At 48.9% G+C, this 21,442-nt stretch carries 19 protein-coding genes; 14 read left to right on the plus strand and 5 right to left on the minus strand.

Annotated features, from left to right (window positions below; translation table 11 throughout):
- Nucleotides 1–24 precede the first annotated feature (24 nt).
- Together QNH46_RS02275 and QNH46_RS02280 are read right to left on the minus strand one after the other, a co-directional pair.
- On the minus strand, nucleotides 25–864 hold the full coding sequence (locus tag QNH46_RS02275; protein WP_283926735.1) for a hypothetical protein: 840 nt from the start codon (nucleotides 862–864) through the stop codon (nucleotides 25–27).
- A gap of 193 nt (nucleotides 865–1,057) precedes the next feature.
- Nucleotides 1,058–1,210 (minus strand): hypothetical protein, encoded by a 153-nt coding sequence (locus QNH46_RS02280; RefSeq protein ID WP_283926736.1) that lies wholly within the window; start codon nucleotides 1,208–1,210, stop codon nucleotides 1,058–1,060.
- A 228-nt stretch (nucleotides 1,211–1,438) separates the two neighbouring features.
- Between QNH46_RS02280 and QNH46_RS02285 the strand changes: the two genes are divergently transcribed.
- On the plus strand, nucleotides 1,439–2,236 hold the full coding sequence (locus QNH46_RS02285) for a formate/nitrite transporter family protein (RefSeq protein ID WP_283928324.1): 798 nt from the start codon (nucleotides 1,439–1,441) through the stop codon (nucleotides 2,234–2,236).
- A 137-nt stretch (nucleotides 2,237–2,373) separates the two neighbouring features.
- Here the strand turns inward: QNH46_RS02285 and QNH46_RS02290 are convergent, their stop codons facing one another.
- The gene (locus QNH46_RS02290; protein WP_283926737.1) at nucleotides 2,374–4,029 is read right to left on the minus strand and encodes an FAD-dependent oxidoreductase; all 1,656 of its coding nucleotides are present in this window, start codon (nucleotides 4,027–4,029) and stop codon (nucleotides 2,374–2,376) included.
- A complete protein-coding gene (locus QNH46_RS02295) occupies nucleotides 4,026–4,316 on the minus strand; it encodes an ArsR/SmtB family transcription factor (RefSeq protein WP_283926738.1) in 291 nt (96 codons plus the stop codon). Before QNH46_RS02295 ends, QNH46_RS02290 begins: the two co-directional genes overlap by 4 nt.
- Nucleotides 4,317–4,576: 260 nt before the next feature.
- Between QNH46_RS02295 and QNH46_RS02300 the strand changes: the two genes are divergently transcribed.
- The 13 genes from QNH46_RS02300 to QNH46_RS02360 all read left to right on the plus strand — a co-directional run bounded on the left by QNH46_RS02300 (nucleotide 4,577) and on the right by QNH46_RS02360 (nucleotide 20,651).
- On the plus strand, nucleotides 4,577–7,345 hold the full coding sequence (locus tag QNH46_RS02300) for a sensor domain-containing protein (protein ID WP_283926739.1): 2,769 nt from the start codon (nucleotides 4,577–4,579) through the stop codon (nucleotides 7,343–7,345).
- Nucleotides 7,346–7,382: 37 nt separating this feature from the next.
- Nucleotides 7,383–8,297, plus strand: coding sequence for a nucleoside hydrolase (locus QNH46_RS02305; RefSeq protein ID WP_283926740.1), 915 nt, complete (start codon nucleotides 7,383–7,385; stop codon nucleotides 8,295–8,297).
- A 190-nt stretch (nucleotides 8,298–8,487) separates the two neighbouring features.
- The gene (locus QNH46_RS02310) at nucleotides 8,488–9,849 is read left to right on the plus strand and encodes an ABC transporter substrate-binding protein (RefSeq protein WP_283926741.1); all 1,362 of its coding nucleotides are present in this window, start codon (nucleotides 8,488–8,490) and stop codon (nucleotides 9,847–9,849) included.
- A 93-nt stretch (nucleotides 9,850–9,942) separates the two neighbouring features.
- Nucleotides 9,943–10,824: a carbohydrate ABC transporter permease gene (locus tag QNH46_RS02315; RefSeq protein ID WP_283926742.1), complete on the plus strand. Its 882-nt coding sequence runs from the start codon at nucleotides 9,943–9,945 to the stop codon at nucleotides 10,822–10,824.
- Nucleotides 10,824–11,648, plus strand: a complete 825-nt coding sequence (locus QNH46_RS02320) for a carbohydrate ABC transporter permease (protein WP_283926743.1) — start codon at nucleotides 10,824–10,826, stop codon at nucleotides 11,646–11,648. The genes QNH46_RS02315 and QNH46_RS02320 overlap by 1 nt, the downstream gene beginning before the upstream one ends.
- Nucleotides 11,649–11,720: 72 nt before the next feature.
- Nucleotides 11,721–12,710 carry a LacI family DNA-binding transcriptional regulator gene (locus tag QNH46_RS02325; RefSeq protein WP_283926744.1) on the plus strand — a complete coding sequence of 330 codons (990 nt, stop codon included), beginning with the start codon at nucleotides 11,721–11,723 and terminating at the stop codon, nucleotides 12,708–12,710.
- Between the two features lie 111 nt (nucleotides 12,711–12,821).
- Nucleotides 12,822–13,763: an alpha/beta hydrolase gene (locus QNH46_RS02330; protein WP_283926745.1), complete on the plus strand. Its 942-nt coding sequence runs from the start codon at nucleotides 12,822–12,824 to the stop codon at nucleotides 13,761–13,763.
- Nucleotides 13,764–13,804: 41 nt separating this feature from the next.
- The gene (locus QNH46_RS02335; RefSeq protein WP_283926746.1) at nucleotides 13,805–14,764 is read left to right on the plus strand and encodes a carbohydrate kinase family protein; all 960 of its coding nucleotides are present in this window, start codon (nucleotides 13,805–13,807) and stop codon (nucleotides 14,762–14,764) included.
- Nucleotides 14,765–14,775: 11 nt separating this feature from the next.
- Nucleotides 14,776–16,245 (plus strand): sucrose phosphorylase, encoded by a 1,470-nt coding sequence (gene gtfA / locus QNH46_RS02340; protein WP_283926747.1) that lies wholly within the window; start codon nucleotides 14,776–14,778, stop codon nucleotides 16,243–16,245.
- A 29-nt stretch (nucleotides 16,246–16,274) separates the two neighbouring features.
- Complete coding sequence (locus QNH46_RS02345; protein ID WP_283926748.1) at nucleotides 16,275–17,087, plus strand: alpha/beta hydrolase; 813 nt, start codon at nucleotides 16,275–16,277, stop codon at nucleotides 17,085–17,087.
- A gap of 378 nt (nucleotides 17,088–17,465) precedes the next feature.
- A complete protein-coding gene (locus QNH46_RS02350) occupies nucleotides 17,466–18,782 on the plus strand; it encodes an ABC transporter substrate-binding protein (RefSeq protein WP_283926749.1) in 1,317 nt (438 codons plus the stop codon).
- Between the two features lie 101 nt (nucleotides 18,783–18,883).
- A complete protein-coding gene (locus QNH46_RS02355) occupies nucleotides 18,884–19,777 on the plus strand; it encodes a carbohydrate ABC transporter permease (protein ID WP_283926750.1) in 894 nt (297 codons plus the stop codon).
- Between the two features lie 16 nt (nucleotides 19,778–19,793).
- Nucleotides 19,794–20,651 (plus strand): carbohydrate ABC transporter permease, encoded by an 858-nt coding sequence (locus QNH46_RS02360; RefSeq protein ID WP_283926751.1) that lies wholly within the window; start codon nucleotides 19,794–19,796, stop codon nucleotides 20,649–20,651.
- On the opposite strand, the gene QNH46_RS02365 is transcribed toward QNH46_RS02360, so the two are convergent.
- Nucleotides 20,562–21,437 (minus strand): helix-turn-helix transcriptional regulator, encoded by an 876-nt coding sequence (locus QNH46_RS02365; RefSeq protein WP_283926752.1) that lies wholly within the window; start codon nucleotides 21,435–21,437, stop codon nucleotides 20,562–20,564. The genes QNH46_RS02360 and QNH46_RS02365 overlap by 90 nt on opposite strands.
- Nucleotides 21,438–21,442: the final 5 nt, after the last annotated feature.

Genomic DNA, 21,442 nt, shown 5'->3' on the forward strand with positions numbered 1-21,442 from the left:
ATCGGCGCCCGGCTGCTCCGCTCCTTACTTTGAGTTTATCTTGGCCGCAGCCTTCGCTATAATGTCAGAAATTTGAGCTTCCAGCTTGTGGATGCTTTGTTTATGGGCCAGCACCTGATTCGACAGGTTGGTTAAGCGGGTCAGTGTATCTGAGGCTCTCCCGGCATCTTTATTTTTCAGGGCGGTTTTGAAGTTTTTCCATTCGGCAGCTATGCTCTTATTTTTGCTGCTGACCGAGCTTCGCTCCGCTTTTATCTTGATTTTGACGGTGTCGATTTGGGAGAGCACGGAACGTATTTCCTTCGTCTTTCTCGTCTTCTCGCTCTTAGCGGCCTTTAGCTCTGCTTCCCGGTTTCGAATATGGAGCCGGGCAAGGTCAATCGCTGGCTTCATTGCGTCGGCCTGCTGCTTCAGCGACTTGTGCAGGCTCTTATCCTTCAGCGATTTGACCGCTGCGGCCTGCTTGTTCAGGGAACTATGCAAATCCAGCAGCGGCTGCAGCTTGCTCCGCGCCGACTTGGCTTGATTGTCCAGCTTGAGGATGTTGTCCGCGTCGATATTAGCGATTTGCTTACGGGTCTGGATAAGCCGGGCCTCATTGCTGAGCCGAAGGCTGTTGGTCTTGGTCTCCTGGGCTGTTAGCTGCTTATCGAGAGCCGCTAAGTCGTTGTACAGCTTCTTCAGGCGCGTTTCCGTGCTGCCGCCCGCAGCCTCCGCCGTTTTATTCAGGGAAGTTTTCACGGAATCGGTAAATTCCATGGAAGCTGCCTTGACAGAAGGCGCGGGGGCGAAAAAGCTCTGGATAAGAGTTGCAGTGAACAGCAAAGCCAACCATCGCCGTGTTCCGGCGCTACGAATAACCAATTTTCTTCATCTCCTTACCCATCAAGTCATGCGAACGACAAAAAAGCACCTGCAAGAATAGGCGCTGGCGCCTGCTCTTACGGGTGCTTCCGTCGTAAGCTGTTTCTTATGGATTATTTCTGTCCAATATACACGATACAGGATGAAAATGTCAATAAGTTCCTTTTTTGCCGTGTATCTCGGGTCTCTATATTTAATGATTCATTTCCGCCATGGTATGCCGCATGTACTCCAGCTTGCGTAAAATCTCCTTTTGCCATTTCACGTCGCCCAGACGTGTGGCCAGATTCAGCAAATCCAAGTAGTCGTCGACTTGGAGGGAAGCTTTGCGCACGGATAGATTCATAATCGTTACTCTCCTTATGTTAACGTAAATCATATATCATTCTAAGATGCCGACACAACAATAATGATAATCATTATCATACACTCTATTCTCATTATGCACAATTACCCGCCAAAAGTAAATAAGAGAGCAAGGATATCGTACAAAAAATCAGCGCATCCCAGTCATTTCCTTGACAAGGGCCGGGATATATGGACAATGAGTAAATATCATGATTCGGGAGGCGCTATGGAAACAGAATCGCTATATAAAGTGGAGGAGCTGGCGCTCAAGAAGCATAAGATTTACAAGCAGAACCCGCTCCATTACATCGCCAGATCCATGCTCGCCAGCATGTTCATCGGGTTCGGGGTCATTGTTGCTTTTAAAACGGGCAACTTCTTCTATATGGAGCAGTCGCCGCTGACCTATCCGATGGCTGCGATTACATTTGGCGCGGCTATTATTCTGATCGCTTATGGCGGAGGGGACCTCTTCACGGGGAATACGTTCTATTATTCATTCGCTGCGTTGAGGAGACGGTTGAAGTGGGTGGAGGCGGCCAAGCTGTGGGTGCTTAGCTATGCAGGCAATATTATGGGAGCTGCGGCCTTTGCGCTTCTGATTTTCTTGACCGGATTATTCACGGATTCATCGGTAAACAGCTTTTTGCTTAATGTGGTTGAGCACAAAATGACGACGCCGACGTCCGAGCTGTTCTTCCGGGCTATTCTATGTAACTGGCTCGTTTGCCTCGCCTTTTTTATTCCGATGTCGTTAAAGGGCGACGGGGCCAAAATGTTCGCGATGATGCTGTTCGTGTTCTGCTTCTTCATCTCTGGGTATGAGCACAGCATTGCCAACATGTGTACCTTCGCGATTGCACTTGTCTTGGATCAGTCGGTTACAATTTCGTTTGCCGGCGTGCTGCACAACCTGATTCCGGTCACGATCGGCAACCTGATCGGCGGCGTCATCTTCATGGGGTTCATGTATTACTACGTGAACAAGCCGTATCTGGACGCCGAGGACAAAGAGAAGCTATAGATGAAAGGCAGAAGAGACGGCAAGCAAAAGTAACGCTTCGCTTGGCAAAGGACAATCAACCCGGCCTTGCCTCCGCAGATGGAGGGAAAGGCCGGGTTGGTTTTGTTGAGGACAGCTTAGAGCTGCGGGGACAGTCGTTATTGCCCCGGTTTGTATGCGTATGTTTGGTAGGTCACATACCCGCCCGTCAGATTCCGGGTCCGGAATCCGCGCTGGTTCAGGATACGGGAAGCGGTATAGCCGCGAAGGCCGACTTGGCAGTATACCCAGATTTCCTTGCTCGCATCGAGCTCGTCCAGGCGTTCGCGCAGCTCATCAACTGGAATGTTGACGGAGCCCGGAATATGCCCGCGCGCATGCTCGGCTTCCGTTCTCACGTCGACGAGCAAGGTGCTGCTCTCATCCCGGTCTTCCAGCTCTCTCGGCAGGAATACGCGCGTCTTGCCGGCCAGCACGTTCTCGGCCGCATAGCCGGCCATGTTGACCGGGTCCTTCGCGGACGAATAAGGAGGCGCATAAGTCAGCTCGAGCTCGGTCAGATCCGCCACGCTTCCTTTGAAGCGAATAGCTGAGGCAAGAACGTCCAACCGTTTGTCTACACCGCTTTTGCCGACAGCCTGTGCGCCGAGCACGCGGCCTTCGGGGCTGAACAGCAGCTTGACCGTCAGCGGCGAAGCGCCCGGATAATAGGTGGCATGCGAGCTTGGATGCACATAGATCGCATGATAAGGCGTTCCGAGACGCTGCAGCGTCTTCTCGTTATTGCCGGTGGACGCACCGGTCAGGCTGAACACTTTAATAATAGAAGTGCCTTGCGTTCCATGATATGTCGTCCCCAGCCCGCAGATGTTGTCCGCGGCAATTCGGCCCTGCTTGTTAGCGGGACCGGCCAGGGGCACCGCTGTTTTCGAGCCGCTGATGAAGTCCATGGTCTCCACCGCGTCGCCGACCGCATAGACGTCCTCCAGATTTGTCTGCATATGCTCGTTGACAAGGATATGGCCTTTCGGGCCGAGTTCGATACCGCTGGACTGCAGGAAGCGGGTATCAGGTGCTACGCCGATCGCCAAAATGACGAGGCCTGCCTGCAGCTCCGTGCCGCTGGCCAGCTTCACTGTGACCTCGCCATCTGCGTCGGCGAAGGCTGTTACGCTGTCGCCAAGATGCAGCTTGACGCCCTGCTGCTCCATCTCCTTCGCCAGCATATTCGACATTTCGGCATCAAACGGTGCCAAAATTTGCGGGCCTGCTTCGACGAGGGCGACATCCAGTCCGATCTCCCGCAAATTCTCCGCCATCTCGACGCCGATGAACCCGCCGCCGATAACGACAGCGGAGCGCTTGCTGGCCGCTGTCACCTGCTCCTTGATGCGGTCTGTATCCGGAATGTTGCGCAGGGTATAAATTTGCGGATGATCGATCCCTGGCAGCGCTGGCCGAATCGGCTTTGCTCCCGGCGACAAAATGACCGCATCGTAAGCTTCCACGTATTCCCCGTGTTCTTCGCTCCGCACTTTAACCGTCTTGGCAGCCGGATCAAGAGAGAGCACCTCGCTGCCTGTACGGACATCAATATTGAAGCGGCGGCGCATCGCCTCCGGTGTCTGCACGATCAGCTTCGAGCGCTCTTTGATCGTATCGCCGATGTAATAAGGCAGCCCGCAATTGGCAAAGGATATATACGGATCGCGTTCGAACAGCACAATATGCGCTTCCTCGTCCAGCCGGCGAAGCCGGGCAGCTGCCGAGGCGCCGCCTGCTACGCCGCCGACGATCATAATTTTTCTTTTCATAATGATTCCTCCCCAAATAAAGTAAGGATAAGCTGTCTGACCCGTTTATTTTCGATAGTGTAATGAATTTCATGCCTGTGGCGTTCCGCCTTCACGATGCCGTTCGTCCGTAGCTTCTGCAGATGCTGAGAGACTGTGGATTGCGGAATTTCCAGACAATCCTGCATATATGACACATTGCACGGACCGTGCTTCAGCAGCCCGCGGGCGATGCAGAGGCGAACCGGGTGGGCCAGCGCTTTAAGCATTTCGGCAGCTTCTTCGTAAGTTTGGAAATTGTTGTCCATGAGCAACCTCCAGATCGTAAATATCGTAATATTGCAATATTACGATATTGCAATATTAATTGCAAGTCTGTGATATTGTCCACAGGACTAGAGAAAAGGATAGGTAAAAATAGCACCAGGTTCCATATATCATATGTTAATATTAGTCAATATAGGGAGAAATTCTACATAGTTGCAATCGCCATAGCTCCATTTTCCCCACTATATTTCCTCTCCTTGTAGTAATTAGATATTTTATGCAGCATAAAGGAGGAGCCCGGGTGCTAGGAATACATATGATGTTTTTACTCGGCATAACCACGCTCGGCATGTTTTGTTCACTCGTGTTAACGGTTCAGTTCAGAAAAAAAATGCTGGCCGAAAGAGCCTTGTTCCATGATATTTTTGACTATGGGCGTATGTGTATTTGGACGGTCAAGCTGGACAAGACCATCGTAAGGCTTAATAGTTACGCGGAAAGACTGATTGGGGTCAACGGCAGTGAGGTTGTCGGCCGCAAGTATGATGAGATCGCGGAGCTTTGCAGCGGCTGGCAGGAAGTCATCGCGCTATTGAATGATGCGCTTGCGAATAAATTCGTTCAGGATAAGGAGGTGATGATCAGCTTCGAGAGCGGGGAGCGGTTAAGGACATTCTCGTTCAGGACTTCGGCCATCGGCGGAGGAAGGAGCTCGGCAGAATCGGGCTGCATTGTGCTGATTGGAATGGATATTCATGAACATAGGATGTCCCAGGACAAGCTGCAAAGCAGTTACCAAGAGCTGGAGGCGACTTACGGGAAACTGACGGCCACCCAGGAAGAAATGCAGCGCCAGTTCGACGAATTGGTGGCCAATCAGGAGAAGCTTAGAGTCAGCGAGGAAAGATTCCGGCTGGCCACCCGCGGATCGGGTGCCGTCATCTGGGACATCGACCCGGCCGTAGGCGTATATTTTGTCTCGGACCGGTTCTATGATTTGCTAGGTTATGACCGCAGCGATATTGAGCTGACCGTTCAAGGATTAAAGAAGGTCATACATCCTGATGACTGGGCGGACACGGAGCGTGCGCGACAGGCTTGCTTAAACGGATATACACCCGTGTACGAAAGCGAGTACCGGATCAGGAGGAAGGACGGGGCCTATTTATGGATGCAGGCCAGGGGGATTACGAGAAGGAACGGCGAGGGTCAGGTTGTCCGCTTTGCTGGCTCAATGATCGATATTACGGAACGAAAAAGGTATGAGCTAAAGCTGGAGGAGAGCTGCCGCGAGCTGGAAGCGGCATGCGAGGAGCTGAAGAATACCCAGAAGGAACTGCTCGAAAACTATGAGAAGCTGGTTGAAAACCAGGATATGCTTCGCCGGAATGAAGAGCAGCACCGGCTTGTGATCGAAGCCTCGAATGCCGGTATATGGGAAATGGATCTGCTCCGCAACAAGCGGTTCTATTCAGCCCGCTGGTTTGAACTGCTGGGCTATACGAAAGATGATCATGTATCCAGCGATATTCTGGACAATCTCATACATCCAGACGATGAAGAAACAGTGCAGAAGGCGATGGATGCGGCGACAAAAGGGGAGACAGAGCTGTTTGAGTGCCGGTACAGGCTGCGGGTAAAAAGCGGAGAATACCGCTGGTTTCTTGGCCGGGGCAAAGCGTTGTTTGACAGGCGGGGACGGGCATACCGCATGGCCGGAACGCATGAGGATATCCATGAATTGAAGCTCTCTCAGGAGAAGCTGCACCAGCTGGCTTATTACGACACCTTGAGCGGCCTGCCGAACCGGCTGTACCTGCTGAAGGAGCTGGAGGGCTATTTTGCTTCATCGGAAGAGAGGGCGGCGGTATTTTTTGTGGATACCGATAACTTTAAATACGTCAATGATACGATGGGACATAAGTTCGGAGATCAATTGCTTATTGAAGCCAGCCGGAGGCTGTCCGCCATGGTCGGCCAACAGGCCGTGCTGTTTCGCCTTGGGGGAGATGAGTTTGTCGTATTCATGCGCAGCATTAGGGATGATGCAGGTGTGATCGCTGCCGCAGAGAGGGTTATCGCAGGCTTCAAGGAGCCGTTTAGGATCAATGGAACAGATTTGCAGGTGTCGGTAAGCGTGGGGGTCTCCTTCTATCCGAAAGATGGCCGCACGGTGGAGGAAATTTTGAGAAACGCGGATGTGGCCATGTATAATGCCAAAGAAGCAGGTAAAGGTAAATATGTGCTGTTCGATCCGGCTTATTTGCGGACATTCAACGAGCGGATCCAACTGGAGACGCAGCTTCGCCATGGCATTGAGAATAAGGAGTTCATTCTGCATTATCAGCCCAAAATCAGCCTCAGGACAGGCCGGATTATGGGCTTTGAGGCCTTGATCCGCTGGAACAGCCCAGCGCTTGGCTTGCTCGCGCCGCTGGCTTTCATCCGGATCGCTGAAGACAGCAGATTAATCATCCCGATCGGGGAATGGGTGCTGGCGGAATCCTGTAGGTTCGCAGCGCAACTGCAGGCGGAAGGGTATGGGCAGCTGCGGATATCGGTGAATATTTCGATCGTCCAGCTTATGCAGGAGGATTTCGTCGATATGGTGCTGCGAATCTTGAGGAACACGGGACTGCCTCCGGAGCATCTGGAGCTCGAAATTACGGAATCGGTGTCTGTCGGCATGGTAGCGCCCGACATATTGATCGCAAAGCTGGGCAGGCTGCAAGCGGCAGGGGTGCATCTCGCGCTGGACGATTTCGGCACGGGATACATTTCACTCAGCTATTTGCAGCAGCTGCCGCTGACGACGCTGAAGGTCAGCCGTTCGTTTATTGCGCAAATATCGGATCAAGGGGACGACCGTTCACTTGCCCGGGCCATGGTGCTGATCGGCAGGCGGCTGGGCTTGAATGTCGTGGCCGAGGGCGTAGAGACGGTGAAGCAGCTGGAGCATGCGAAGCAGTCAAAGTACGATCTCATTCAAGGCTTTTACATCAGCAGGCCTTTGCCTGAAGAGGAAGCGTTGTCACTGATCCGAAGCAATAAAGTATACAACATGTGCTGAATTTAGCTTCTTCAACTTCGTGAAGGAGGAAGACGAAATGAAACCGGTCATTATGGATGTAGATACAGGCATCGATGACGCCTTGGCTATCGCTTACGCAGCTCGCTCTCCTGAACTGGAGCTCATCGCACTCACGACCTGCTTCGGGAATATTTCCGCTCAGGAGGCTACGCGAAATTCTCTGTACGTGCTGGAGAAGCTGGGCAAGTCTATTCCTGTATACGAAGGAGCGGAGCTACCGGTAAGCGGCAGTCTGAAAAAAGCCTACGCCAGGCATATTCACGGGCAGGACGGGCTCGGCAATACGCTCCGGGAAGAGCCCCAAGGCCATAAAGCCGAGCTGGCAGCGGCCGACTATATCATTCGGCAGGTGAAGGAGCGGCCGCAAGAGATGACGATTATTGCCGTAGGGCCGCTGACCAATCTGGCGCTGGCGATCGAGAAGGCGCCGGATATTATCCCGCTGATTGGCGAAGTTGTCGTCATGGGCGGAGCGGTGACCGTCCCCGGCAACGTTACGCCGTACGGCGAGGCGAATATCGTGGCCGATCCGGAGGCGGCTGCGGCCGTCTTCGCGTCAGGCGTACGGCTGACGCTGGTCGGGCTGGACGTGACGATGCAGACGCTGCTGTCCAGCGGGCCTTTGCAGAAATGGCGCCGTTCCGGCGGTGAGCTGGGAGGATGGCTTGCGGAGATGACGGAGTTCTACATCGGCGCTTATGAGGCGCGCTTTCCCGGCATCGGCGGCTGCGGATTGCATGATCCGCTTGCCGTAGGTGTGGCGATAGATCGGAGTTTTGTGTCATCCGAACGAATGCGGGTTGCCGTTGTTACCGAAGGAGAAGCCGCAGGCCAAACGGTAGGATCGGTTGAAGGTGAACCGAGAATCGAAGTATGTACGAAAGTAGACGCTGATCGCTTCCTGCAGCATTTTTTAAGTCGTGTTATATAAGCATAGGAGAACGCATAGAAAAACAGCCCTCGTGATCATAAGCATGGGGGCTGTTCTTTAGTCATGGTTAATAACCTGTGTGTTTTTTATTTATGACAACCGGTTGACACAATGTATGTCAATCGTTTATCATAAATTCGAACATGAATGAATGCGCATTCAAGCTACAGGCAAAAAGGGGGAAATGATTTTGAAGAAATTTAAGGGTATCAGATGGACGGCAATGCTATGCTTGGTCTTGGTGATTTCTATGTTAACGGCTTGTTCTACTGGCAATACGTCATCCACCGGCAACAGTCAACAGGAAGGGGGACAAAGTTCTCAAGCCGCTAAAAATGTTAAGCTTACGTTTTTTAACACCTCAGCGGAAGTAAATACGGTGTTTGAGGAATTGTTCAAGAAATATCACGAACTAAATCCAAATGTAACGATCGAATTGATTCCGACGCCAATCGGCGGCGCCCAAATTCAGAAGTTCCAATCTTTGCTGGCGTCCGGCAATCCGGCAACCATTGCCAACCTGGATGCGGGAACGATTTTGCAATATAAAGATAAGTTCCTGGATTTAGAGCCGGAGAAAGCGAAATACGAAGAGTTGACGAAAGAAGGAGCTGTAGAAGGAGCTCTGCTGGATGGAAAATTCCTTGGTATTCCTTGGTCAGCTCAAGGTTATGGACTGCTGTATAATAAGCGGGTCGTCGAAGAAGTGATCGGAGGACCATTCGATCCATCTACGATCCAAACCCGGGATGCACTGGAAGAGCTGTTCAAGAAAATTGAAGCTGCCGGTAAAGCGCCAGTTATGGTCCATGGGGCAGATTGGTCTTTGGGCGCTCATTATCTAGGTCTGACTTATTCGTTGCAATCCGATAACGTAGACGAAAATCGCAAGTTCGTAGATAGCCTGATGGATGGCTCCGCTACGCTTGCGGATAACCCGCAATTCAATGGTCTGATCGATACCTTTGATTTGTTAAAGAAATACAATGCAAGAAAGAATGACCCGCTTGTTGCAGACTACAATAAAGATAGCGCTGACTTCGCCAAAGGGGATGCAGCTTTCTATTTCATGGGAGACTGGACTTGGGCGGTTATCGGAACATTGGAGAACCGTGATGAAGAATTCGGCTTAATTCCAGTTCCAATCAGCAACAACCCTGAAGATTTCGGTAACACTCAAGTAGCGTACAGCCAGCCTAAGTTGTTCGCGATTGATGATTCAGGTTCTTCCGCAGAGCAGCAAGAAGCAGCCAAAGCATTTCTTGAGTGGCTGGTGACCAGCCAAGAGGGTCAAGAGGCTATTGTCAGTCAAATGGGATTGGCCCTGCCTTACAAGGATGTAAAAGTAACAAGCACAAATGTGATCTCCAATGCGGTTGAGCAATACGTAGACCAAGGGAAAGTGATCAACATTGGAGTAATCAACTATCTGCCGCAAGATTACTGGTCTATGACGGGAGCATCGATGCAGAAATATCTGTCTGGCATCATTGACCGCAACGCGCTTGCAGGGGAAGTACAGGCTTATTGGACAGACCAAGCACGTAAATAAGAAGGCTATTTGCAAAGGAGGACGGGACTGGGGTTTACTTCGGCCCGTCCTTCATCTAAAAGGCTAAACATGGACATATAAAGGGGCAGCAACATGATTAAAAAAAATTTTCTAAGGAATACGGGCACGTTTCTAGTTTTTGGGGGACCCTCCATCTTCGCCTTTATCGCTGTCATTGTAATTCCTTTCTTTGTTGGATTGTACCTGACGTTTACCAGTTGGGATGTTCGAACGGCTGACACCGCATATATTGGGCTTGCCAATTACATTGAAGTGTTTCAGGATAAAGTATTTCTCGGCCAGTTATGGTTTACGCTGAAATACGTTTTTTTTACGGTGTTGATTGCTAACGGCTTCGCCTTCTTTATTGCACTTTTGCTTACAAGCGGGGGAAGAGGAGAGCAGTGGCTGCGCACTGGTTTTTTTACCCCGAATCTGATCGGCGGTATCGTTCTCGGATATTTGTGGCAGACACTGTTTTCGCAGGTGCTTCCTTATATGGGGCAAAAATATGGCTGGTCCCTGTTCCAGACCTCGTGGTTAACAAGCACAAACACGGCGTTCTGGGCGCTCGTCATAGCGACAGCTTGGCAATTGATCGGTTATTTGATGATTATTTATATTGCTGGCTTCTCTGGTGTTCCTACGGATGTGCTGGAAGCTGCATCCATCGACGGGGCCAGCCGGACAGCGACGATTCAGAAGGTCGTGTTGCCTCTTACAATTCCAGCGATTGTCATCTGTGTTTTCATCTCGTTATCTCGGTCCTTCCTAACCTACGACATTAACCTTGCGTTAACTAAAGGTGGTCCGTTCGCCTCTACGGAGCTGGCTACCTATCATATTGTGCAAAAGGCATTTTTGTCGAACCAATATGGAGTCGGTCAGGCGGAAGCAGTTGTATTGTTTGCCGTAGTGGCGATTATTGCACTTACGCAATCATACCTGCTTAAGAGATTGGAGGTCGAATCTTAATGGATACACATCGCAGAGGCTCAACGGTTAAAAACATACTATTGTATCTGCTGCTGCTCGTTTTTTTAACTCCATTTTTGATGATTATCATGAACTCTTTCAAAACGACGCAGCAGTTCGTTGAAAATCCGTTATCTTTCCCGGAAAGCTTAAGGTTTGAAAACTATGTCAGCGCTTATCATAACATGGATTTTCTGAACAGTTTTTTGAATTCCATGATTATTACAGTGGTTGCCGTACTGTTGATCCTGTTTTTTTCCGCGATGACAGGGTATCTGTTCGTTCGGTTTAAATGGAAGCTGAACTCCATTATTTTTTTCGCGATGCTGGCCTCAATGGCCCTGCCTTTTCAGGTAATCATGATTCCGCTGGTGATGCTGTACGGCAATATGGATCTGCTGGATATGAAAACAACGTTGTTTTTCATGTATTTAGGTTTTGGTGTTCCATTTGGCGTGTTTACTTTCCATGGTTTCATCAAAGGGGTTCCTTTCGAGTTGGAAGAGTCAGCATTCATCGAGGGCAGCTCCAGGCTTCGGACCTTTTTTCAAATTGTTTTGCCGCTGTTAAAGCCTGTTTTCGTAACGCTAATGGTGCTCGATGTGCTGTGGATCTGGAACGACTACTTGCTGCCAAGCCTGGTTCTCTTATCGCCGTCACAGAAGACGCTGCCTCTCTCCACTTATAATTTCTTCTCGTCGTATGCTGTGGATTTTGCTCCATTGATGGCAGGATTAATTATGACAATTATTCCAGTTCTCATATTGTATCTATTCTTGCAGAAGCATATTATTAAAGGAATTACGGAGGGTGCTCTGAAGTAATTATAATAGCGATGTTTGCTGAAATAGAGATGGACTATTTATAATGGTTGTAAAAAAACAAGGTGGTATTTCATGCCCAAAATTGAAGATGTGGCTAAAAAGGCAGGAGTTTCTGTCACGACGGTTTCCCGAGTGCTTAATAATAGAGGCTATATTAGCGAGAAGACAAGAGTTAAGGTAAATCAGGCCATAGAGGAGCTTAATTATCAACCTAATGAAATGGCTCGGGCTTTGTTTAGAAGAAAATCGAATATGATCGGCCTTATTATTCCTGCTGTATCGCATCCTTTTTTTAGCGAGCTGACCTATCATCTTGAGCACTATGCCGATCAGCAGGGATACAAATTGTTATTGTGCAATTCGAACCGGGACGTCGCTAAAGAGCTTCAATATATCGATATGCTGAAGAAGAACCAGGTCGATGCCATTATTATGGGAAGCGCAGTATTGGATGTCCAGCACTATTTGAATTTGAATTTACCAATCATTTCATTTGACCGCACCATAGCTGATGACATTCCCATTGTAGCCTCTGATAACTTCATGGGAGGCAAGCTTGCGGCAAGATTACTTCTGGACAATGGCTGCCAGAATCCGGCCTACCTTTATCGAGGGATTGATGGGCCGCATCACCAAGCTTTGTTGGCTAGCGAAAGGGCGAAGGGTTTTGAAGAAGAATTTCTCGCTATTGGAACGAAACCTGTCCATTTGCAATTGGAGGTAAATAGGGGGGAGGATTCCGAACCCGACAATGAAATCATTCGTTTCCTGCAGCAGCATCCGGAAGTGGATGGTATATTTGCCAGCAGTGACTTTATTGCCGCCGAGGTGCTCCAGGTCTGCCATCAATTAAAAAGGAGCATTCCAGACGAAATTAAAATCATTGGATACGATGATGTTAAAATAGCCTCGTTAGTTTCTCCCCGGCTCAGTACGATCAGGCAGCCGATTAGGGAAATGAGCAAATGTAGTATTGATTTGATCGTTAGGCAAATTAACGGGGAAGTCGTGCCTAAGATCAATGTGTTTCCCGTTTCCTTGATTGAGAGAGAAACGACTTAAAATAAGTCAGGTATGGAAGAGTAATTTTAGAACCCAATATGTCAATCGGTTGTCATATTGATTGGACTTCATCGGGTTTTCATACAGGAAGAAATCAGGAGGAATAGTCATATGGATTTTATCAATAGAGTAGCTCCAGAGTTGCGGAAGGGATTGGAAAGTGTTCCTGTCTTCAGCCTCCCCGAAGATTTGCAAATGATGCGAGAACAACCTCGGAAGCCCGTACAATCCGAGCATGTCCACATCAAGAAACGCTGGATAACCGGTGCGGATCATCAGGAGATGCTTGTAAATATATATGAGCCGATTCACAGAGCCAGCAAGGAATTGCCTGCGCTTCTATGGCTTCATGGCGGAGGATATGTCATGGGGCATCCGGATATAGATGACATCATTTGTATCAGCTTTGCAGAGAAGACCGGTTGCGTCGTTGTATGCCCGGATTATCGGCTTGCCCCGGAGCATCCATTTCCGGCGGGGATCAATGATTGTTACAAGGCATTGGTCTGGATGGTACAAGCAGCTGAAGAATTGGGCATCGACACTACCCGTATCGCGGTCGCCGGCGCTAGTGCTGGTGGAGGCTTGACGGCAGCATTAACCCTGATGGCACGGGATAAAGGAGGTCCGGCCATTTGCTTCCAAATGCCGCTATACCCGATGATAGACCATCGTAACGAGACCCCTTCGAGTTATGAGATTACCCATCCCGCGGTGTGGAATAGACACAATAATTTGGAAGCATGGAAAATGTATCTTGGTGAAGAGGAAAAAGATGAGGTGAAAATATCGCCGTATGCCGCCCCGTTTTGGGCGAAAAGTTTCGAAGGTTTGCCTCCGACCTATACGTGCGTAGGACAGCTGGATCCATTTCGCGATGAGACGATCCAATATGTTGCACGGCTTGCCCAGGCTGGCGTTGATGTAGAATTTCAACTCTATCCAGGAGGCTATCATGCCTTCGAATATACAGTTCCGGACGCGGAGATCAGCAGGCGTACAAAAGATGGGTATATTCAGGCACTGGCGAGGGCATTTAACGCCGCCACATAATCTATTCCCTTAACTTCATTATAAATATCGGAGGGAAACGCATGTTTGATTTAGACGATAACATTCCGCTAGGAGATAAATCCAATGATTTACTAGCGGTAGGGGAACTGCTTATTGATATGATTTCCAATGAATACGACGATGGCAGCTTCGAGTGCGATGGATATACGAAGTTTTCCGGAGGAGCTCCCTCCAACATCGCGATCAATGTTAATCGGTTAGGTATTCGTTCCGAAATCGTCTCCGCGGTAGGGAATGATGGTTTTGGAACATTCCTTCTGCGGCGATTGCAGCAAGAAGGAATGGACACCAAGGGCATACAGAGGGTGGATGCTTCCACGAGCCTGGTGGTGGTTACTAAAAGCAGGACGACCCCGGTCCCCATTTTTTATCGCGACGCAGATTATCAAATGATATTCGATGACTCGCTGGAGCAAAGGATAGCCAACTCTAAAATCGTTCACTTTTCCTGTTGGCCCATCTCCCGAACCCCGGCGCGGCACACGCTTGAAAAGGTAATCGAAGAAGCCCGCACTCAAGGTCTGCTCATCGGCTTTGATCCGAATTATCATCCGATGATTTGGCAGCGGGGCGAGGATGGGGCGCAATATGTTAAATCCATCATATCTATGGTGGATGTGATTAAGCCATCGGAGGATGATGCTGAACGCTTGTTTGGGAAAGATGAACCCGTCAAACAATTGGAGAAATTTCTTGAATTAGGCGCGAAGCTTGTCATTATGACTTTGGGTAAGGATGGGGCCATTGTATCCAATGGCAGGGAGACGCTCACATTTGACTCTTTAGCTACCGAGGTCGTGGACACGACAGGAGCCGGGGATGCGTTCTGGTCTGGATTTTATGCGGCATTAATCAAGGGCCACAGCATCAGGGAGGCGCTTCATCTTGGATTTGCAGTCAGTGCGTACAAGTTAAGATATACGGGTGCAGTGGTGCGTTTGCCGAGGCTGGATGTTATTAAAGAACAATTTAGTTTGTAGGAGGTCTAGAAATGGCTATTAAGAACCAAGTACAACTTATTACGTATCCGGATTCCATGGGCGGGGATTTAAAAACACTGAATCAGATGTTAACCACGCACTTTGCAGATATTTTTGAGGGTGGCATTCACATTCTTCCTCCATTTCCCTCCTCTGGGGATCGGGGCTTTGCCCCATTGACCTATCTGGAAATCGAGCCAAGCTTTGGCACATGGGACGAGATCCGGGAGATTGGGGAGAAGTTTGATGTTTTGCTTGATCTAATGGTCAATCATATATCAAGACAGTCGCCCTATTTTCAAGACTTCCTCGCCAAGGGGCGCGACTCGCAGTATGCCGATCTCTTTCTGACTCTGGACAAGGTTTGGGAGGATGGCGAACCGGTACAGGCTGATATTGATCAAATGTTTTTGCGCCGCCCGCAACCCTATTCGACCTTCCAAATCGGGAAGGATGGCAAAGAAGAAAAGGTATGGACGACGTTTGGTAAAACAGATCCTTCCGAGCAAATCGACCTGGATATCCAGTCCCCACTGACGCGGCGGCTGTTTGAAGAGTTTTTTGAAAATTTCAAGAAACAAAATGTCAAGATTGTCAGGCTCGACGCTGTCGGCTATGTCATTAAGAAGCTGGGAACCAGCTGCTTTTTCGTTGAGCCGGAAATCTATAAGTTCCTCGACTGGGTCAAGGAGCTCGCTGATTCGTATGACATTGAATTGCTGCCGGAAGTGCATGCGCATTACTCCACCCAATTCAAACTTGCCGAGCATGGCTGCTGGATTTACGATTTTATTTTGCCTTATCGGGTTCTAGAAGCTTTGATCAACCGTTCGAGCGCGGAGCTTAACCAATACCTGAAGATTCGCCCGCATAAGCAGTTCACAATGTTAGATTGCCATGACGGCATTCCTGTGAAGCCGGACCTGGATGATCTTATCGATACAACGGAAGCAAGAAAGCTGGTGGACGTCTGTCTGGAAAGAGGCTCCAATCTAAGCCTGATTCTATCGGATGAGCATAAGGCGGCAGATGGGTTTGATGTCCATCAAATTCGCTGCAGCTATTATAGTGTCCTTAATCATGATGATGACGCCTATATGGCGGCAAGAGCCATTCAATTTTTTGCCCCGGGCATTCCGCAGGTATATTATGTAGGGTTGCTGGCTGGCGAAAACGATATGGAGCGAGTTCAAGAGACTGGCGAAGGGCGCGAAATCAACCGGCACAATTATACCGTGGAGGAAATTGAACAGGCCTTGGAAAAAGATGTTGTTCAACGATTGCTGAAGCTGATTCGTTTCCGTAATTCGTATGATGCCTTTAACGGGGAGTTCCGTGTGCTGGATTCGCCAGATGATGAAATTCGTCTTCAGTGGCAAAAGGGCGAGAAAAGCTGTGAGCTGACGATTAATCTGAAAACCTACCGTTCCGTGATCAAGTACGCAGATGACATGAATCATACAGTTGAGTATATTGTCTGAGTTCACTTCACGAGGAAGGAGTTAGATCCATGGCGACGATACAAGTTAACTTTTTCTCCAAGTGTCTGCGCAGAGAAGTGACATTTAATGCTCTATTGCCGCTGGATTCCCCGGTTATTCCTGGGCAGACGGAGGAAGAGCATAGAATCAAGCCGCTCAAGACGTTGTATCTGCTTCATGGGTATTCAGGCAGTCACGGGGACTGGCTAAGCTATTCGAGAATCCGTGAGCTGTCGGACAAACATAAAATCGCTGTGATTATGCCGTCCGGGGAAAACCACTTTTATGTAGACGACGAAGATCTGGGCGCGCTTTACGGGGAGTTTGTAGGCAAGGAGCTGGTAGAGTTTACGCGAACGCTGCTCCCGCTTTCTACGGACCGGGAAGATACCTATATCGGCGGCTTGTCGATGGGGGGTTACGGAGCTATTCGAAACGGCTTGAAATACGCAAGCCATTTCAGTAGAATCCTTGCGCTGTCATCGGCGATTCTTCCTTATAAAATCGCAAACGCTGCTCCAGATTTCAAGGACGGTATTGCCGATTATAAATATTTCCGACGGGTGTTCGGCGATTTGGATCAACTCCTCGGAAGCGATAAAGATCCCGAAGCGCTTGTTATGCGCCTGAAGGAATCGGGCGAGCCTATTCCTCAAATTTATATGGCTTGCGGCACGGAAGACTTCTTGTTGGATGTCAACCAGCGATTCCGCGATTTCCTAGTACGGGAGAATGTTCCGCTTACTTACGTGGAAAGAGCGGGTGCCCACACCTGGGATTTTTGGAGTGAATATATCGTGTATGCCATAGAATGGGCTCTGGGGAATAACCCCAACACATAATTTAATGACTGCACACCCATGCCTCTACTGAGCGAATCGCTCTTGTAGGGGCTTTTTTTGACTTGGATAAGCAAATGAGGGAAGATGTACGATATTAGAATAAATCAATATTAAATTAGAATATGTCATTGAATCAAATCGTTCAAAGTTTTAAGGTTAGAATATAATGAAAACGCTAACAACCTAGATGTCATATGGAAAGGGGGGTTGTCTAGGGACTTTGCTGAGTGATAAACGAACATCTGCATATTCTCATAGAACGACATGAAATAAGAATATATCAATAATGATCCCGGTTTTTGTCTTTAGTCAGGAGATTATGTTAACTCATCGATTCACGACACTTTGATCAGCGTGCAATAGAAGAGGGGGATGCATATGAGAAGATTTTTGGCAATGTTGTTGGTCGGGATTGTAATCATGACCCTCGTGGCATGTGGGGGGAATAACACGCAGACGAATGGCCAGCCGGCCGATCCGGATAAGAAGGGTCAGGAGATTTCTGGGGAAATCACGGTATTTGGATGGGGTGGCGGGGAAGAGCTTCAGAGCCGGAAGGAAGCCACCAAAATTTTCAAAAAGCTGTATCCAGGGGTGAAAGTGAATGAAATTTGGCTGCCGGCGGATAACATTGACGTGAAGCTGGATGCGGCTTTGGCCGCAGGGAATGCGGGCGATGTCATCATGATGTCTCCTGACTGGAAGGGGCTTCGCTCTAAATGGTTTGAAGATTTGAATCCTTATATCGAGCGGGATAACCTGGATCTCGAGTCTCTGCTCACGCAAGGGGTTGACGGGGGGTATGTAGATTCCGATGGAAAAAGGGAAGGAATGCCGACCACAGCCTCCGATTTTATGATTGCATATAACAAGGAAATTTTTGATAAAGCCGGTGTGCCGTATCCGACAAATGAATGGACCTGGGATGAATTCGCGGAGATTTCCAAACAAGTATCTTCAGGAGAAGGGGCAAACCGGGTTTACGGCATCGTGTCACACTGGATTCTGCAGAGCTTGGCACCGTTTGTGTACGGTGGAGCGCCGTATAACGAAGATTGGACGAAGCAGACATTAGATGACCCGAATACGATTAAAGGTTACCAATTGTTTGGCGACCTCGTTAAGGCCGGGGCGATGCCGGATGATGCCGCTGCCAAGAGCATGCCGATGGACCAGATGTTCGCGGCTGGAAAAGCAGCCATGTACCCGATGGGCTTGTTTGAAGCATCAACGATCGCAAAAAATGTCGGAAACAACTTTGAATGGGGGATCGTGATGCCTCCGAAAGACCCGTCGGGGAAAACCGTGAACATTAAATTCCAAACAGGATTCGCGATGAACCAGGCCTCCAAGAACAAAGAAGCGGCGTGGGCTTATATTAAGACGGTGTCTCTGAATAAAGAAGTCGGCGATTTGTACAGCAAAGTAAACCTTCCTGCAGCCAAGGAAGCAGCCGAAAGCACATTTGTAAACATGAAGATTGAAAATACAGATATCTCCATGCTGGATTTTGTGACAGGGCTGCAGGATGCCATTACCTTCCCTTGGGGAGGCGCGATATCCAAAGCGGGAGACCTGTATGCGCAAATGTGGCAGCAGGTGACGATTCAGGGCAAATCGGCTGAAGAAGCGGCGAAGGAATATGCATCGCAAATTCAATCCGCCTTTGATTCCATCCATCAGAACAGGAAGTAAGTGGGTATGACGGCTAGAGTTAGGGGAGGGTATTTACCTCAAATATCCTCCCAAGCTTTACAATTCAGAGTCTTCTAGGGAGGCTCCAGGGAGGCGAAATAATGAAGGCGCGTAAAAACAGCATTGCCAAAAGAGAAGAAAGGCATTTTTTCTTCTTTATCTCGCCATGGCTTTTGGGCTTTTTGATTTTCACCCTGTATCCCATGATCTTTTCGGTCATACTGGTCTTTACGAATATGGATATGACAGGCTCTGGACAATTCATCGGTTTTGCCAATATCATCCGGGCTTTTGGGCAGGACCCGCTGTTCTATAAGTCTCTGCTGAATACGCTGTACTTCGTACTCGTTTCCGTCCCGGTCAGTCTGATATTAGCCTTCCTGATCGCACTACTGCTCAATCAAAAGATCAGAGGGGTAGGATTTTTCAGAACCAGCTTTTATATCCCGTATATCACTTCCGGCGTTGCAGTTACGTTATTGTGGGGATGGATTTTTAACGCGCAATACGGACTTATTAATTATTTCCTGTCCCTGTTCGGCATCTCGGGGCCAAGCTGGTTGAGCGACACCAAGTGGGCGATGCCTGCGATCATTATTATGGGGGTCTGGACGATCGGTAATTCGATTATCATCACCCTCGCGGGGCTGCAGGACATTCCGGAGCAATTATATGAAAGTGCTGAAATAGATGGGGCGAATGGTTTGGTGAAGGTCATGCGCATTACGCTGCCGTTGGTAACCCCCACGCTGTATTTCAACTTGATCATGGGGATTATCGGCGGATTTCAAATCTTCATGCAGCCTTACATTCTGACAGAGGGCGGCCCGAGTTACGCCACATACACCTACATGATGCACATTTATAACCATGGGTTCAAATATAGTGAGATGGGCTATGCATCAACCTTGGCATGGTTATTGTTCATTGTCATTATGATCATAACCCAGATTGTAAACCGGACCTCCAAATACTGGGTCTATTACGACAATTAAGTTGGGAGGTATTACTGTGGACACATACTATAAGAGTAAAAGAACCGGCGATTTAATTCGATACAGTCTGAGTTATGTGGTCTTGATCATTTGTGCGGGTATCTTCATTTTTCCATTCCTATGGATGCTTTCCACGGCCTTTAAAATACCGTCCGAGGCTTATACCTTGCCTCCGAAGTTGTTTCCAAAGACATTCACACTGGATAACTTCATCGAGGGGTGGAAGTATGCGGACTTCACGCGTTATACATTTAATACGTTAACCGTAACCCTACTCGCCACGTTGGGAACGGTCCTCTCCGCATCCTTCGTGGCCTATGGGTTTGCCAGGTTCAAGTCACGATACAACAACCTGCTGTTTACTGCCGTGCTCGCCACACTAATGCTGCCCAGTCAAGTTACCCTAGTTCCTACTTACCTCTTGTTCACCAAAATGGGCTGGCTGGATACACTGAAGCCGCTTATCGTACCTTCTTTTTTTGGCGGGGGCGCGTTTAATATATTTCTGCTGCGGCAATTCTTCAGATCGATTCCGAAGGATTTGGATGAAGCCGCGTATATTGATGGCGCAAACGCCTTCCAGATCTATTATAAAATTCTGCTGCCGGCTATAAAGCCTGCTTTGATTACGGTTGCCCTCATGTCAATAACGTTTCATTGGAATGACTATATGTCGCCGTTGATTTACCTGAACAGCGATCAGAACTTCACCTTGGCAATCGGCTTGCAGTTCTTCCAGAATTCCTTTGGTTCGTCGCAAATTCAGATGCTGATGGCCGTCTCCTTAATAACGGTGATTCCCGTACTTATTCTGTTCTTCGTGGGGCAGCGGCATTTTGTTCAGGGCATTACGATGACGGGAATCAAGGGATGAGACCTCTGCTTTGCCGGTCAGACTGCGGGTGTGCTTGTGAAAATTTCTTGGCGTGTACCCGGTTATCCGTTTAAACTGCCGGCAGAAGTGCTCTACATTGTGGTATCCGCATCGATAAGCAATTTCGGCCACCGTGTGTGTACCATGGATCAGATATTCTTTAGCAAGGCGAATTCGGCTGTTGATGACATCGTCCATGCAGGAAATCCCGAAGTTTTTTTTGTAAATCCATTGAAGATAACCCGGGCTGATGCGAAGAATCTCCGCCATCTTTGGAACCGACCAATGCTGGCCGGGGTCGTTGTGAATGGTGGCCCGGAGCTTTAACAGGTTATAGTGCTGCGGAGTAATCTCATCCTGGAAGTAAGACTCCAGAAGTTTATTGAACAGTGTACGAAGCAAGCAGTCGATAGATGACTCTCTATAATCATTGTTGAATGAATTTTCACTTACGAGCAGCTGAAATAACTTGTGACAGTACTCCGGGTCATCTAAAGCAAAGGGAACACCGAAGGGAAGCGCTGTTTCGGTCACATAAGGCTCGTCGGATTCGAAACGAATCCAATTGTTGATGTATTGCTGGGAACAGGCCCGGTAGTAAATTTTCTGCTTCGGCTGATAGAGCACAGCGCTGTGAGCCGGGTATTCCTTCAGTTCCCCGTCAACCCAAAATTGAGCCGGAGTTTGCGTGATCACTAAAAGCCAGCAGTCATGTCCTTCGGGAATATCAAAAATAAAATGGCTATTGTGTGCCGCATCATATTCCACATAGAAAATCTTGGTCATGCTTC

The sequence above is a fragment of the Paenibacillus woosongensis genome, from assembly GCF_030122845.1.
In the GTDB taxonomy this organism is placed as follows: Bacteria; Bacillota; Bacilli; order Paenibacillales; family Paenibacillaceae; genus Fontibacillus; species Fontibacillus woosongensis_A.